General features: G+C 71.1%; 12 protein-coding genes. 8 read left to right on the plus strand and 4 right to left on the minus strand.

Going from position 1 to position 14,922, the window contains the following annotated elements:
• The first annotated feature begins 218 nt into the window (after positions 1-218).
• On the plus strand, positions 219-614 hold the full coding sequence (locus FM119_RS10870; protein WP_087138027.1) for a hypothetical protein: 396 nt from the start codon (positions 219-221) through the stop codon (positions 612-614).
• Between the two features lie 181 nt (positions 615-795).
• Here the strand turns inward: FM119_RS10870 and bcp are convergent, their stop codons facing one another.
• From bcp to aroA, 3 genes are read right to left on the minus strand one after another with little or no spacing between them, the layout of a single operon-like run.
• Complete coding sequence (gene bcp / locus FM119_RS10875; RefSeq protein ID WP_087138029.1) at positions 796-1,269, minus strand: thioredoxin-dependent thiol peroxidase; 474 nt, start codon at positions 1,267-1,269, stop codon at positions 796-798.
• Between the two features lie 25 nt (positions 1,270-1,294).
• Positions 1,295-2,347 carry a ribosome small subunit-dependent GTPase A gene (gene rsgA, locus FM119_RS10880; protein WP_087138031.1) on the minus strand — a complete coding sequence of 351 codons (1,053 nt, stop codon included), beginning with the start codon at positions 2,345-2,347 and terminating at the stop codon, positions 1,295-1,297.
• Between the two features lie 4 nt (positions 2,348-2,351).
• The gene (aroA, locus tag FM119_RS10885) at positions 2,352-3,704 is read right to left on the minus strand and encodes a 3-phosphoshikimate 1-carboxyvinyltransferase (RefSeq protein WP_087138034.1); all 1,353 of its coding nucleotides are present in this window, start codon (positions 3,702-3,704) and stop codon (positions 2,352-2,354) included.
• Positions 3,705-3,860: 156 nt separating this feature from the next.
• Between aroA and FM119_RS10890 the strand changes: the two genes are divergently transcribed.
• Together FM119_RS10890 and FM119_RS10895 are read left to right on the plus strand one after the other, a co-directional pair.
• Positions 3,861-4,499 (plus strand): sigma-70 family RNA polymerase sigma factor, encoded by a 639-nt coding sequence (locus FM119_RS10890; RefSeq protein WP_087138062.1) that lies wholly within the window; start codon positions 3,861-3,863, stop codon positions 4,497-4,499.
• On the plus strand, positions 4,496-4,741 hold the full coding sequence (locus FM119_RS10895; protein WP_087138035.1) for a zf-HC2 domain-containing protein: 246 nt from the start codon (positions 4,496-4,498) through the stop codon (positions 4,739-4,741). Before FM119_RS10890 ends, FM119_RS10895 begins: the two co-directional genes overlap by 4 nt.
• A 113-nt stretch (positions 4,742-4,854) precedes the next feature.
• Here FM119_RS10895 and FM119_RS10900 read toward each other — a convergent pair whose 3' ends face one another.
• A complete protein-coding gene (locus FM119_RS10900; protein WP_087138037.1) occupies positions 4,855-8,601 on the minus strand; it encodes a multifunctional oxoglutarate decarboxylase/oxoglutarate dehydrogenase thiamine pyrophosphate-binding subunit/dihydrolipoyllysine-residue succinyltransferase subunit in 3,747 nt (1,248 codons plus the stop codon).
• A 134-nt stretch (positions 8,602-8,735) separates the two neighbouring features.
• Here FM119_RS10900 and guaB1 point away from each other — a divergent pair, with 134 nt between their 5' ends.
• From guaB1 to FM119_RS10925, 5 genes are all read left to right on the plus strand, one after another.
• Complete coding sequence (gene guaB1, locus FM119_RS10905) at positions 8,736-10,172, plus strand: GMP reductase (RefSeq protein WP_087138039.1); 1,437 nt, start codon at positions 8,736-8,738, stop codon at positions 10,170-10,172.
• A gap of 208 nt (positions 10,173-10,380) precedes the next feature.
• Positions 10,381-11,718: a hemolysin family protein gene (locus tag FM119_RS10910; RefSeq protein ID WP_087138041.1), complete on the plus strand. Its 1,338-nt coding sequence runs from the start codon at positions 10,381-10,383 to the stop codon at positions 11,716-11,718.
• Positions 11,715-12,767 (plus strand): hemolysin family protein, encoded by a 1,053-nt coding sequence (locus FM119_RS10915; RefSeq protein ID WP_087138043.1) that lies wholly within the window; start codon positions 11,715-11,717, stop codon positions 12,765-12,767. Before FM119_RS10910 ends, FM119_RS10915 begins: the two co-directional genes overlap by 4 nt.
• 118 nt (positions 12,768-12,885) lie before the next feature.
• Entirely contained in the window at positions 12,886-13,875 is a 990-nt protein-coding gene (locus FM119_RS10920) for an ADP-dependent NAD(P)H-hydrate dehydratase (protein WP_087138045.1), read from the plus strand.
• A gap of 9 nt (positions 13,876-13,884) precedes the next feature.
• Positions 13,885-14,922: DUF2029 domain-containing protein (locus tag FM119_RS10925; RefSeq protein ID WP_087138047.1), on the plus strand; the 1,038-nt coding region annotated here is incomplete at its 3' end.

Genomic DNA, 14,922 nt, shown 5'->3' on the forward strand with positions numbered 1-14,922 from the left:
CTTAGGGGTACACATAAGGACATGGCAGAGCATGTCGCTTCGGGAAACGAAGTCGATTCGAAAATGAGGCGGGTTCCTCACAGAACGAGGCCAACTCACCGCCCCGTGAATTGATATTTCGACCTCGAATATGGTCCCATACGGGGGACGTGTAATCAATAGTCATCCGTCACTCGCATGCACCCCAGACGACACCCTCGTCCGCTATAAGGAGCCTCGTGACCACCACCACCCCCGGGGCATGGAAGCTGCCCGTGCTGACCGCGATCCTGCTCGCCGAGGCGCTGGTCATGACGGCGATCGTGCTCTGGTTAATCGTGGACCTGGTGACGCTGACGCCGAGCTCCTACGCGACGGCCGTCGCCATCACCGTGCTCGCGGCGATCGGCGCGGCCTTCGTCTGGGCGATCGCCCTGATGTGCCTGCGCCGTCGTGCCCGGTTCAGGGGCGGTGCGGTCGTCTGGCAGCTCATCCAGATCGCGGTGGCGGTCGGCAGCTTCCAGGGGGCCTTCGCCCAGCCGCTGATCGGCTGGGTGATCCTGCTTCCCTCGCTCGCGGCGCTGATCCTGTGCTTCAGCGCACCCGTCACCCGGCTGGTCACCGCGGAGCAGTGATCGGCGCTTCCGCCTGGAGCGCGCGCAGGGCGGCGTCCCGCTCCCGTCCGGTGCGGGGGAGGGCGCGAACCGCTGAGCGGAGCGTCCAGAGCAGATGGCGGAGCGTCGAGAGTGGAGGGCGGAGCGTCGAGAGCAGAGGCCGAGCGCCGAGGGCTGACAGCCGAGGGCTGCGTGACCGCGCTCAGGCGTCCAGACCGAGCTTCTTCCTCAGCGAGGCGACGTGACCCGTCGCCCGCACGTTGTAGAGCGCGTGCGTGAGGACGCCGTCCTCGTCGATGACGAAAGTCGAGCGGATCACGCCCTCGACGACCTTGCCGTAGAGCTTCTTCTCGCCGAACGCGGCGTAGCGGTGGTGCACGGCGAGGTCCTCGTCGGAGAGCAGCGGGAAGTCGAGCCCATCGCGCTCCGCGAAGGTCGCGAGCGTGGCTGGCGCGTCCTTGGACACTCCCAGCACGGTGTACCCCGCCGCGGTCAGCGAGGAGAGGCTGTCGCGGAAGTCACAGGCCTGAGTGGTGCAGCCCGGCGTCATCGCCGCGGGGTAGAAGTACAGGATCACCTTGTGACCGCGCAGCTCGGAGAGGGTCACGGACCCGCCGTCGGCCGTGGGGAGCGTGAAGTCGGGCGCCGCATCGCCGGCGGAGAGTCGTTCTGCCATGTCGATCAGCCTATCCCCATCGTCGTCACTCGCCCGGCGACGACCGCGTCGCGAACGTCTCGAGCAGCCGCTGCAGCGAGTCCAGTCGCGCCGTCTCGGCCGCCGACAGCCGGCCCTCCCGCTCGGCGGTGACGAGCGCGCAGTCGGTGGCGTCCGGCAGATGCGTACAGCCGCGCGGGCAGTCGGCCGCGATGGCGGCGAGGTCGGTGAAGGATCGGAGGATGTTCGCCGGGTCCACATGACCGAGCCCGAACGAGCGCACGCCCGGGGTGTCGATCACCCATCCCGCGGAGCCCCCGCCGAGCGGGTAGGACACGGTCGAGGACGAGGTGTGCCTTCCGCGACCCGTGACGACGTTGACGTGCCCGGTCGCGCGATTGGCGCCAGGGACGATCGCGTTGACGAGCGTCGACTTGCCGACGCCGGAGTGGCCGACGAACACGGTCTCATGCCCGTCCAGCGCCTCCCGGATTTCGTCCACCGGAACCAGGCCGGTCCGGGAGCGGAACACCGGGATGTCGAGCCCGGCGAAGTTCGCCAGGAAGGGCTCGGGGTCGGCCAGGTCGGTCTTCGTGATGCACAGCATCGGGGAGATGCCGGCGTCGTAGGCGGCGACGAGGTAGCGGTCGACGAGCCGGGCCCGCGGCTCCGGGTTGGCCGCGGCGACGACGATGAGCAGCTGGTCGGCATTGGCGACGACGATGCGCTCGACGTCGTCGGTGTCGTCCGCGCTTCGGCGCAGCACCGTGCTGCGTTCGGTGATCCGGACGATGCGCGCAAGCGTGCCCTCGTCGCCGCTGAGGTCGCCGACGACGTCGACCCTGTCCCCGTTCACGATCGGCTGGCGGCGGAGCTCCCTGGCCCTGACACAGCTGAGCTCGACGCGGTCGCCACCGGTCCCGTCGACCGTGACACGATAACGGCCGCGGTCGACGGCGTACACGCGGCCGGTGGCGGCGTCCTCGTGCTTGGGCCTGATCTTCGTCCGCGGACGATTCGCCTTCGGGTTCGGCCGGACCCGGACGGTCGACTCGTCGTAGACGTCCTCGTCCTCGTCGTCCTCCTGCCACCAGCTCACCGGTTCACGCCTCCAGCATCCGCTGCCAGAGCTCGGTGAACTGCGGCAGCGTCTTGGACGTCGTGGCGATGTTCTCGACGGTGACCCCGTCGACGCGCAGCCCGATGATCGCGCCGGCGGTGGCCATGCGGTGGTCGTGGTAGCTGTGCCACTCGCCGCCGTGCAGCGGGGCGGGGGTGACGTCGATGCCGTCCTGCGTCTCGACGGCGTCTCCGCCGAGACGGTTGATCTCGGCGACGAGCGCAGCGATCCGGTCGGTCTCGTGATGGCGGATGTGACCGATGCCCCGGAAGCTGCTCGGGCCGTTCGCCAAAGCGGCGAGCGCGACCAGGGGCGGTGCGAGCTCGCCCGCCTCGCTCAGATCCAGCTCGACGCCGCTGATCGACTCCGGCCCGGTCACGGTGAGCACGCCGTCGGCCAGTGCGACGGAGGCGCCGAAGCGCGGCAGCAGCTCGCGCAGCTGGGCACCGACCTGCGTGGTCTGCTCGGGCCAGTCGGTGATGCGGACGGTTCCCCCGGTCGCGACGGCGGCGGCGAGGAACGGGGCGGCGTTGGACAGGTCCGGCTCGATGACGACGTCGCGCCCTGCGATCTCCTGATGGGCGACCTGCCACACGCCCGGCTCGGGGGAGTCGACGCGGACGCCCCGTTCCGCGAGCGCTGTCGCCGTCATCTCGATGTGGGGCAGGCTCGGCAGCCGCTCACCGGTGTGGGTGACGCGGACGCCCTCCTCGAAACGCGCGCCGGCGAGCAGGAGTGCGGAGACGAACTGCGAGCTGGAGGAGGCGTCGATGGCGACCGGCCCGCCGCGCAGCGCCCCCGTGCCGTGCACGGTGAACGGCAGCCGCCCGGAGCCGTCATCGGCGATGTCCGCCCCGAGCGCACGCAGCGCCCCGATGAGCGCGGACATCGGCCGCGTGCGCGCCGTGGGGTCCGCATCGAACGCCGTCGGTCCGAGGGCGAGAGCGGCAAGGGGAGGGGCGAATCGCATGACCGTGCCCGCCTGGTCGCAGTCGATGGTGGTGGAGCCGAGCAGCTCGTCCGGCGGGGTGACGACCAGGTCGGGCCCGAACGGCGAGGAGCCCTCGCGCTCGCCCACGTCTACGCCGAGCGAGCGCAGCGCCTGGACCATCGCGTCGGAGTCCCTCGAGTGCAGCGGGCGGCGCAGCACGCTGGGCCCGGAGGCGACGGCGGAGAGGATCAGCTCGCGGTTGGTCAGCGACTTGGACCCGGGCAACTGAAGGGTTGCGTCGACCGCGCGCACGGCGAACGGCGCCTGCCAGGCGGCGTCGTCCTCGGGGACGGAGGCATCGTCGTAGAGCGGCAGGTCGGGAGCGGAATATTTGGACTCGAGCATCGTTGTCAACAGTATCGGCGAGCGCGCCGAATCACGAGCGGAGGACCGGTGGGCAGCACACTTCTCGAGCGTCCGGCACGGGCGGGCAGCACCCCCGACGGGGTGCGCGGGACCGTCACGGCGGCGTCGCAGGCGGCGACCGTAGACTGGGCGGCGATGACAATCGACGAGCCCCGACCGACGGCCGACCCCGCTCCGGCGGGGGATGAGCCGGCCGACCCGCGCGCGCTGTTCGAGGAGCAGGCGTTGCCGTTCATCGACCAGCTCTACGGGGCGGCGATGCGGATGACGCGCAAGCCCCAGGACGCGCAGGACCTCGTACAGGAGACCTTCACGAAGGCGTACCGGGCGTTCGACCGGTTCCAGCAGGGCACAAACCTGAAGGCCTGGCTGTACCGCATCCTGACGAACAGCTACATCAACGACTACCGCAAGAAGCAGCGCGAGCCCTATCAGAGCGCCATCGACGACCTCGAGGACTGGCAGCTGGGCGGTGCCGAGTCGACGACCGCGAGCTCCGCCCGCTCGGCGGAGGCCGAGGCGATCGACCACATGCCCGACGGCGTGGTCAAGGAGGCGCTGCAGTCGATCCCGGAGGACTTCCGCATGGCGGTGTACCTCGCCGACGTCGAGGGCTTCGCCTACCAGGAGATCGCCGACATCATGAAGACCCCCATCGGCACCGTCATGAGCCGGCTGCACCGCGGCCGCCGGCTGTTGCGCGAGCTGCTGGCCGACTACGCGGGTGAGCAGGGCATCACCGCGACACCATCACGGACGAGGAGCACGAAATGAGCGACTGCGGCTGCGAGAAGGCCAGGCGCGACCTCGAAGAGTACCTCCGCAACGAGGTGTGCAGCACCGAGGCGTCCGACATCAGGGAGCACATCGAGAACTGTGCGGACTGCAGGGACGAGATGGTCGTCAACCAGACGCTCACCGAGGTCATCCAGCGGGCGTGCCGTGAGAGCGCGCCGGAACAGCTGCGATCGCAGGTGCTCGCCCGCATCCGCGAGGTCCAGAGCGCTCACGGCTGAGCGGTCGTGCCCGTGCCCTGGCGCGGACGCCGGGGCGGCGGTCTGACGCAGAGCCCGTCACGGCGAAGGGGAGGCGGGGCCGCGGCCCCGCCTCCCCTTCGCCGTGACGCTGGTCAGCCCTGGCGTGAGGTGTCCAGCGCGACGGAGAGCAGCTCGGCCTGCTCGACCGCGTGGCGCTTCGCCGATCCTGTCGCCGGCGAGGCGGCGCCCGGGCGGGACACCACCCTGATCGGCCGGTCGGGGAAGCGCTTCGGGGCGCGCAACGCAAGGAACGGCCAGGCGCCCTGGTTCTCCGGCTCGTCCTGGACCCAGACGATCTCGGCGTTCGGGTACCGGTCGAACACCTCCTGCAGCTCGGCGACCGGGAGCGGGTAGTACTGCTCCAGCCGCACCAGCGCGACCTGCTCGTTCGGCGTCTTCGTCAGCTCGTTCACCAGGTCCCAGTGGATCTTGCCCGCGTGCAGCAGCACACGAGTCACCGCGGCGGGGTCGATCGGCCTGGTGTCGTCGATGACGGTGTCGAACCGCCCGTTCGTGAAGTCCTCGAGCGGGCTGGACGCGCCGCGCAGCCGCAGCATCGCCTTCGGGGTGAACACCACGAGCGGACGACGGGGCCTGGCGTACGCCTGACGGCGCAGCAGGTGGAAGTAGGACGCGGGGGTCGACGGCCTCGCCACCGTCATGTTGTTCTCCGCACACAGCTGGAGGAACCGCTCGATGCGCGCCGAGGAGTGGTCGGGGCCCTGACCCTCGTAGCCGTGGGGGAGCAGGAGCACGACACCGGAGCGCTGCTCCCACTTCTGCTCGGCCGAGGCGATGAACTCGTCGATGATGGTCTGCGCGCCGTTGGTGAAGTCACCGAACTGCGCCTCCCAGAGCACGAGCGCGTCCGCGCGCTCGACCGAGTAGCCGTACTCGAAGCCCATCGCCGCGTACTCGCTGAGCAGCGAGTCGTAGATCCAGAATCGGGCCTGCTCCTCGGAGAGGTTCACCAGCGGCAGCCACTCCTGGCCGTTCACCCTGTCGTGCAGCACCGCGTGGCGCTGGACGAAGGTGCCCCGTCTGGCGTCCTGGCCGCTCATGCGGACCGGGGTGCCCTCGAGCAGCAGGGAGCCGAAGGCGAGGAGCTCGCCGAACGCCCAGTCGATGTTGCCGTTGCGGCTCATGTCGAGGCGCTTCTTCAGCAGCTGGTCGAGCTTGGTGTGCACGGTGAAGCCGGCCGGCTTGTTGTTGAACGCGTCGCCGATGCGGTGGATCACCTCGGTGCCGACCGCGGTGACGTCCGGCTCGCCGATGTAGCCGTCGCCGGTGTCCTCGGGCAGGATCACGGGCAGCGAGGCGGTCTGCGCCGCGTGCGTCTCGGAGAAGGCGCGCTCCAGGCGGTTCTGGAAGTCGCGGTGCGCGGCGTCGTACTCGTCCTGCGTGATGTCGCCGCGGCCGACGAGCGCCTCGGTGTAGAGCTTGCGCACGCTGCGCTTGGCCTCGATGAGGTTGTACATCAGCGGCTGCGTCATCGAGGGGTCGTCGCCCTCGTTGTGGCCGCGGCGTCGGTAGCAGACCAGGTCGATGACGACGTCCTTCTTGAAGGCCTGCCGGAACTCGAACGCCTGGCGGGCGACACGGACGACGGCCTCGGGGTCGTCGCCGTTGACGTGCCAGATGGGCGCCTGGATGGTCTTGGCGACGTCACTCGCGTAGACGCTGGAGCGGCCCTCGCCGGGGGGAGTGGTGAACCCGACCTGGTTGTTGACGATGATGTGCACGGTGCCGCCGGTGCGGTAGCCGCGCAGCTGGGACATCTGCATCGTCTCGACGACGACGCCCTGTCCGGCCATGGCGGCGTCGCCGTGCAGCAGAACCGGCAGCGTCGAGAACGTGCCGATGGGCCTGCGGTCCTGCTTGGCCCTGACGATGCCCTCGAGCACGCCGTCGACGGCCTCGAGGTGCGAGGGGTTCGCCGCGAGGTACACGGGGAGCTCCTCGCCGCCGGCGGCGTGGAAGGTTCCCTCGGTGCCGAGGTGGTACTTCACGTCGCCGGAGCCCTGCGCGCCGCCGCCGGCGGTGCCCTCGAACTCCTGGAAGATCTGCCCGTAGGTCTTGCCGGCGATGTTGGTCAGCACGTTCAGCCGGCCGCGGTGGGCCATGCCGATCGCGGCGCCGTCCATGCCGTCCTCCGCCGCCCCCTGCAGGATGGCGTCGAGGAGGGCGATCGTCGACTCGCCGCCCTCAAGGCTGAAGCGCTTCTGACCGACGTACTTGGTCTGCAGGAAGGTCTCGAAGGCCTCCGCCTCGTTCAGCTTGCCGAGGATGCGCATCTGCTCGTCATGGGTGGGCTTCGCGTAGGGGCGCTCGACCTTCTCCTGGATCCAGGCGCGCTGCGCCGGGTCCTGGATGTGCATGTACTCCAGGCCGATCGTGCGGCAGTAGGAGTCGCGGAGGGTGCCGAGGATGTCGCGGAGCTTGGCCTGGCGGCGCTCGCCGAAGCCACCGGTGACGAACTCACGGTCCAGGTCCCAGAAGGTCAGACCGTGGCTGGCGATGTCCAGGTCGGGGTGCGAACGCTGGACGTACTCGAGCGGGTCGATGTCGGCCATGAGGTGCCCGCGCACGCGGAAGGAGTTGATCAGCTCCTGCACGCGCGAGGTCTTGTTCACGTTGTCGCTGACGTTCACGGAGATGTCCGGCGCCCACTCGATGGGGGCGTAGGGGATGCGCAGCGCCGCGAAGACGTTCCGGTAGAAGCCGCGCTGGCCGAGCAGGAGCTCGTTGACCTTCTTCAGGAACTCGCCGGACCCGGCGCCCTGGATGACGCGGTGGTCGTAGGTGGAGGTGAGGGTGATGGTCTTGCCGACGCCGAGCTTCACCAGGGTCTCGGCGCTCGACCCCTGGAACTCGGCCGGGTACTCCAGCGCTCCCGCCCCGATGATGCAGCCCTGGCCGCTCATCAGCCGCGGGACCGAGTGGACCGTGCCGATGCCGCCCGGGTTCGTCAGCGATACCGTGACGCCCTGGAAGTCGGCCGCCGTGAGCTTGTTCCCCCGTGCGCGCTTGACGAGGTCCTCGTAGCTGGCCAGGTACTCGCTGAAGGTCAGCGACTCCGCCCTCATGATGCCGGGGACCATGAGGGTGCGGGTGCCGTCCGGCTTGGGCAGGTCGATCGCGATGCCCAGGTTGATGTGGGCGGGGGCGACGACCGCGGGCTTGCCGTCGGTCTCCGTGTAGTAGACGTTCTGGCTCGGGAACTCCTTGAGCGCCTGGATGAGCGCCCAGCCGATCAGGTGGGTGAAGCTGACCTTGCCGCCGCGGGAGCGGGCGAGGTGGTTGTTGATGACGATGCGGTTGTCGATCATGAGCTTGGCGGGGATCGTCCGCACGCTCGTCGCCGTCGGGACGGTCAGCGACTGGTTCATGTTCGCCACGAGGGTCTTGCCGACGCCGCGGATGGGCGTGACGACGTCCTCGCGCTCCTCCGAGTCGTCGCGCTCCTCGCCCGAGGAGCGGTTCGCCGGCGCGTCCGCGGGGATCGGCGCGGGCTTCGCCGGCCGGTTGGTGGTCTTCGCGACCGGGGTACTCGAGGTGGTCGGCGTCTGCGCGGCCTCGGCGGAGGCGGCGCCCCCGGCCGGGGCCGCCTGCGGTGTCGAGGCCGGTCCGTGCGCGGCGCGCTCGTCCGGTGCGGGTGATGCGGCGGTCGCGCCGGTCTGCTGTGCGTGGAACTTCTCGAGCACGGGCCACCACGATCGATCGACGGAGTCCCTGTTCGTCAGGTACTGCTCGTAGAGCTCCTCGACCAGCCATTCATTCGCGCCGAACTCCTCCGACGCCCCGTCGCCTGCACCGCTGCCGGTACCCAGGTTTGACACAGGTTTTCGCCCACTCTCTCCGTTGATTAGTGACACGTGACGGAGGCAGTTGCGACCCCGTCACGCTCCATCGGGAACCAGCCTAATCCAGATCACCATTCCGCGAGCGGACGCGCCGGGGTTACGGTGACGCCATGCGATTCATCGACGATGCCCCCGGTCACGAGCTCAGCTTCCCCGACGTCTTCCTCGTCCCGTCGCGCAGCGACGTGGCCTCCCGCTACGACGTCGACCTCGCCCCCGAGGACGGGACCGGCTGCACGATCCCCCTCGTCTCGGCCAACATGAACTCGGTCACCGGTCCGCGCCTGGCCGCGCAATTGGCCAGGCGCGGCGGTCTCGGCGTCCTGCCCCAGGACGGGCTGTTGCAGACCAGGGCGCAGGCCATCGCCAGGGTGAAGGAGCAGGACCCGCGGGTGGAGAGCCCCCGCGTGGTCGGCCCGGGGACGCTCGTGGCCGAGGCCGCGCTCCGGCTGCCGCCGCTGGCGGGGCACGGTGCCGTCGTCGTCGACGCGGACGGCGCCGTGCTCGGCGTCGTCGAGGGGGACCGGCTGCGCGGCGCCGACCCGGCGACGCCGATGGCCGAGCTCGCGGTGCCCGTCCCCGGCATCGACGCGGACTCGGGTGCGAGCCCGCGTGAGGTGTTCCGGCTGATGCATGAGGCGGGCGTCGGGCTGTGCACGGTGCTGAGGCACGGCCGGCTCGTCGGAGTGGTGAGCAGGGCGGGTGCGGTGCGCGATGCCAGCTACCGGCCGAACGTCGCGGCCGACGGCCGGCTCAGGGTCGCCGCCGCCGTCGGCGTGAACGGCTCGCCCGCGGACAAGGCGGAGGCGCTGGTGGAGGCCGGAGCGGACGTCATCGTCGTCGACACCGCCCACGGGCACCAGGGAACGGCGCTCAGGGCCGTCGAGGCTGTCGCGGCACGGGAGCTCGGCGTCCCGCTCGTGGCAGGCAACGTCGTCACCTCCTCCGGTGTGCGGGACCTGGTCTCGGCCGGGGCGACGATCGTGAAGGTCGGGGTCGGGCCGGGCGCCATGTGCACGACCCGCATGATGACCGCCGTCGGCCGTCCGCAGTTCTCCGCGGTCATGGAGACGGCCGCCGCCGCGACCGCGCTCGGCGCGCACGTCTGGGCCGACGGCGGGGTCAGGTACCCCAGGGACGTCGCGCTCGCGCTCGCCGCGGGCGGCGCTCAGGTGATGATCGGCTCCTGGTTCGCCGGGACCATCGAGGCGCCGGGCCAGGTCCGCCGTGACGAGGACGGCCGCGTGTACAAGGAGAGCTGGGGCATGGCGTCCGCCAAGGCCGTCGCCGACCGGTTCTCCGCCACCGACCCGTTCGAGCTGGAGCGCAAGCGCCTCTTCGCCGAGGGGATCTCCTCCTCGCACATCTACATCGACCCCGACCGCCCCTCCATCGACGACCTGCTCGACATGATCACCTCGGGGGTGCGGTCCTCGTTCAGCTACGCGGGCGCGCGGAACCTGGCCGAGTTCAGGGACAGGGCGGTCGTCGGCGTCCAGTCCGCGTCCGGCTACGAGGAGGGCAAGGCGCTCCCCGTCTCCTGGTGAGCGTCTGCCGGTGACGACCGTCTCCGGGTGAGCGTCCCCCGGCGACCCGACGCGGCTCCCCGTCGCGTCCCGGACGGGAGCCGACGAGTTCGGCCCCCGACGTGGGCCTGCGGGCCGGGTGACCGTACAATGGTCTGCACTATGGACGAACCTCCCTCTCCCAGCTCGCCCGAACACCGAACCAGCGACCGTGAGGCGGGTGCCGCCCGTGTCTGATGTGATTCTCTTCGGAATCGGTCTGCTCCTCACGGTCGGAACAGGACTGTTCGTGGCCAGCGAGTTCGCTCTGGTCAACCTGGACCGCTCGGACCTCGAGGCCCGTCGCGACCGCGGCGAGAGCCGCCTGACGATGACCATCGCGGCCCTCAAGATCACCTCGACCCACCTGTCGAGCGCGCAGCTCGGCATCACCCTCACGACACTGCTCACCGGCTACACGATGGAGCCGGCACTGTCGAACATGCTCGCCGGGCCGCTCTCCTCGCTCGGCCTTCCCTCCGGGGCCATCGGCGTCGTCGGCACGGTCCTCGCCATGGTCATCGCCACGCTGCTGTCGATGGTGTTCGGCGAGCTGGTGCCGAAGAACTTCGCCCTCGCCCTGCCGCGGCACACCGCGAAGCTCGTCATCCCCTTCCAGACCCTGTTCACCACCGTGTTCAAGCCGGCGGTCCTGCTGCTGAACGGCAGCGCAAACAAAGTGCTGCACGCGATGGGCATCGACCCGAAGGAGGAGCTCTCCGGCGCCAGGAGCGCGGAGGAACTCTCCAGCCTCGTGCGTCGCTCCGCCGGAGCGGGAACGCTGGAGGCGGACACGGCGACGCTGCTGGACCGCACGCTGCACTTCTCCAGCCGCGACGCCTCCGACGTGATGGCCCCGCGCGGCTCCGTGGAGACCGTCCAGCGCGCGGACACCGCCCAGGACGTCATCCAGAGGGCAAGGGACACCGGGTTCTCCCGCTTCCCCGTCATCGACCAGGATGCCGACGACGTCGTCGGCATCGTGCACATCAAACAGGCCGTCTCCGTCCCGCCGGAGAAGCGCACCGAGGTGCCCGTCGCCGCCCTCATGGAGGAGCCGATCCGGGTGCCCGAGACGATGAAGCTCGACGTGCTGCTGTCGGAGCTGCGCGGGCGCGGCTACCAGATGGCGATCGTCGTCGACGAGTACGGCGGGACCGCGGGCGTGGCCACGCTCGAGGACCTCGTCGAGGAGATCATCGGCGAGGTCTCCGACGAGCACGACCGCTCCAGGGCGGGCATCGTCCGCACCCCCGGCGGCGTCACCTTCCCCGGCATGCTGCGCCCGGACGAGCTGTGGGAGCGCGCGGGCATCCGCGTCCCCGAGGACGACGACTACGAGACCGTCGCCGGCTACATCATGGCAGGGCTGGGGCACGTCCCCGAGGTCGGCGACAGTGTCGCGACCGACGGCGGCACGCTGAACGTCGTGCGGATGGACGGCCGCCGCGTCGACCGCGTCCGCTTCGTGCCCTCGGCCGATGCCGACGGACACGCGGGCACCGAGACGAGCGGGGTGAGGCGATGAACGACTGGATGGGGATCTTCTGGCTCGTCGTGCTCCTGATCGGCAACGCCTTCTTCGTCGGGGCCGAGTTCGCCGTCATCTCGGCCAAGCGCTCGCAGATCGAGCCGCTGGCGGAGAAGGGCAAGCGCAGCGCCAAGACGGCGCTGTGGGCGATGGAGCACGCCACCCTCATGCTCGCCACCTCGCAGCTGGGCATCACGATCTGCTCGCTCCTGATCCTGAACGTCTCGGAGCCGGCGATCCACCACCTGCTCGAGGTCCCGCTCGGCCTGCTGAACCTGCCCGAGCAGGCGGTCGGCCCGGTCGCGTTCGTCATCACCCTGCTGCTGGTGTCGTACCTGCACGTCGTGTTCGGTGAGATGGTTCCGAAGAACCTGTCGTTCTCGGTGCCGGACAGGGCCGTGCTGTTCCTCGCCCCCGCGCTGGTGTGGGTGTCGAAGGTGTTCCGCCCGGTGATCTGGGTGCTGAACAGCCTCGCGAACAGCGTGCTGCGGCTGTTCCGGGTCGAGCCGAAGGACGAGGCCGCCTCGACCTTCACCCTGGACGAGGTGCAGACGATCGTCGACCAGTCGACGCGGGAGGGCCTGCTCACCGATGCCTCGGGCGCGCTCGTCAACGCGCTGGAGTTCACGACCAAGACGGTGAGGGACGTCGCGCTCCCACTGGACAGGCTCGTCACGCTCAGCGCGAGCGCCACCCCCACCGAGGTCGAGCGTGCCGTCGCCAAGAACGGCTTCTCGCGGTACATCGTCTGCGACGCCGAGGGGCTGCCGAGCGGCTACGTGCACCTCAAGGACGTGCTGCGCATCGACACGGACCGCGCGGCGCACGAGTCGACGGCGCCGATCCCGGCGAAGCGCATCCGCCAGCTGGTCTCGATCCTCGCCGACGCCGACCTCGAGGACGCCCTCGCGGTGATGCGGCGCAGCGGCTCGCACCTGGCGCGGGTGATCACGCCGGACGGCACGACGACGGGGGTGCTGTTCCTCGAGGACATCATCGAGGAGCTCGTCGGCGAGGTCGAGGACGCCACCCAGCGGCGGCGCTGAGCCGGGCCGCCGACGACCACGACGATGCCGGTGCGAGCTCCTGCCCGCACCGGCATCGTCGTCCGCTCGCCCCGCACCCGCCTGGTCGTCCGGCCCTGCGGCGGTCTAGCCTGAGGGCATGAGCCCCGCACCGCACCGCGACGACACGGGCGCGCCGTGGACTCGGGCCGACGCAGCCGGAGTCCTCGTCCGTCCCGGCCCCGGCGACCACAAGTACACCCGCGGTGTCGTCGGCCTGTGCACCGGATCTGCCCGATACCCGGGCGCCGCCGTCCTCGGGGCGGAGGCCGCTCTGCGCACCGGACCCGGCATGCTCCGCTACCTCGGTCCGGCCGAGACCGCGCGCGCCGTGCTCGCCCGACGTCCCGAGTGCGTGCCGGGGCCCGGCCGGGTGCAGGTGCTCGTCCTCGGATCGGGGATGGACGCCGCTGAGGCACGGCGGCGCTGGCTGGGCCTCCGGCACGACGGGACACGCGCCGGCGCCGCGGCCGGCCCCGACGTGAGCGCCGGCACGGACGGAGGCACGGCGGGAGCGGACGCCGTCCCCGTCGTGCTCGACGCGGGGGCGATCGGCCTGGTCGGGAGCGCCGTCGGCGACGGGCACCCGGTCGTCGTGACCCCGCACGCGGGCGAGCTGGCCGCGCTGTTCGCGCAGGCGGGGGAGGGGCGGTTCGGCACGCGGGCGGCCGTCGAGGCGGAGCCGGAACTCGCCGCCCTGACCGCCGCGCGCCGCTGGGGCGCGGTCGTGCTGCTCAAAGGGGCCGCGACGCACGTGGCGACACCGAGGGGGCGTCGGCTCCGCGTCGAGGTCGGAACGCACTGGCTCGCCAGCGCGGGCACCGGCGATGTGCTCGCCGGGTGCCTCGGGACGGTCCTCGCCTCCCTGGCCGCGCGAGGCCGCTCCGACGACGACGCCCTCGCCGAGGGGGCGGCAACCGCGGCCCTGCTGCACGCCAGGGCGGCCGAGCTCGCCAGCGGCGGCGGCCCGCTGCTGGCGCTCGAGCTGGCCGAGGCGCTCGCGCCCGCCGTGGCAGAACTGCTCACCCATGCCGCCGACGCGGCCCCTGCCGAAACGGCAGGGAACGGCAGGGACAGGCCGACGCCGTAGCATGGGCCTGTGCCCCAGCGTGTCCTCGCCTGGCTGACCTTCGTCGTCGTCCACGCCGTCCTCATCGTGCAGAGCCTGTACGGCTCCGGCTACCCGATTGGCGACGTCACCCTCGTATACACCCGCTGGGCCGAGCAGGCGCTCGCCGGCGGCGGCACGGTCGGCATCACGGTGCCGTGGGTGTACCCGGTCGGGGCACTGCCGTTCGTGCTGCTTCCCGCGCTCGGCGGTATGGACGGCTACCTCACCGGCTGGCTGGTGCAGGTGGTCGCGCTCAACGCGGCCGGGTTCGCCGTGCTCCTGCACGGCCGGCACGGACTGCGCCGGCGGACGGAGGCGGGGCTGGCGTGGATGGGGCTGCTGCTCCTGCTCGGTCCGGTCGCACTCAACCGCATCGACACGCTCACCGTGCCGCTCGTCGTCGTCGGGCTGCTCTGGGCCGCGTCGAGGCCGGCGGTGGCCGGCGCCATCCTGGCCGTCGCCGCCTGGATCAAGATCTGGCCCGCGGCGGTCGGGCTCGCCCTCGTCGTCGCCATCCCCCAGCGCCTGCGGGTCCTCGCCGGAGCGCTGCTGGCCAGCGGGGGCATCCTTCTCGTCGCGTGGCTCGCGGGAGCCGACGGGTCGGTGCTGAGCTTCATCACCCAGCAGGCGGGCCGGGGCCTCCAGGTCGAGTCGGTCCTGGCCACGCCGTGGATGTGGGCCGCACTGGCCCCGGGCGACGCGAGCTTCGTGTACTACGACACCGGCATCCTCACCTACCAGGTCGTCGGGCCGGGCTCACCGGTGCTCGCGGCCGCGTCGACGCTGCTGCTTGCGGCGATCGTGCTCGTCGTCGCACTGCTCGGGGTGCGGGCGGTCCTCGCGGGGGCGCGCGGGCGGCGGCTGGTGCTCGTGCTCGTGCTCGCGCTCGTGACGGCGCTCATCATCGGCAACAAGGTGGGCTCGCCGCAGTTCGCTGCGTGGATCATCGCCCCGCTCGTCGTCGGCGTGGGGTTCCGGCTTCCCGGCTGGCGGGTGCCGGTCGTGATCGGCGCGCTCGTGCTCGCG

This window comes from Mycetocola reblochoni REB411, assembly GCF_900163835.1.
GTDB classification, from domain to species: Bacteria; Actinomycetota; Actinomycetes; order Actinomycetales; family Microbacteriaceae; genus Mycetocola_B; species Mycetocola_B reblochoni.

Bases quoted from the DNA above. Each gene is read 5' to 3' on its own strand.
- guaB1 (WP_087138039.1), top strand. From the start codon at position 8,736: ATGCGATTCATCGACGATGCCCCCGGTCACGAGCTCAGCTTCCCCGAC.
- FM119_RS10920 (WP_087138045.1), top strand. From the start codon at position 12,886: ATGAGCCCCGCACCGCACCGCGACGACACGGGCGCGCCGTGGACTCGG.
- FM119_RS10915 (WP_087138043.1), top strand. From the start codon at position 11,715: ATGAACGACTGGATGGGGATCTTCTGGCTCGTCGTGCTCCTGATCGGC.
- FM119_RS10895 (WP_087138035.1), top strand. From the start codon at position 4,496: ATGAGCGACTGCGGCTGCGAGAAGGCCAGGCGCGACCTCGAAGAGTAC.
- FM119_RS10890 (WP_087138062.1), top strand. From the start codon at position 3,861: ATGACAATCGACGAGCCCCGACCGACGGCCGACCCCGCTCCGGCGGGG.
- bcp (WP_087138029.1), bottom strand. From the start codon at position 1,269: ATGGCAGAACGACTCTCCGCCGGCGATGCGGCGCCCGACTTCACGCTC.
- aroA (WP_087138034.1), bottom strand. From the start codon at position 3,704: ATGCTCGAGTCCAAATATTCCGCTCCCGACCTGCCGCTCTACGACGAT.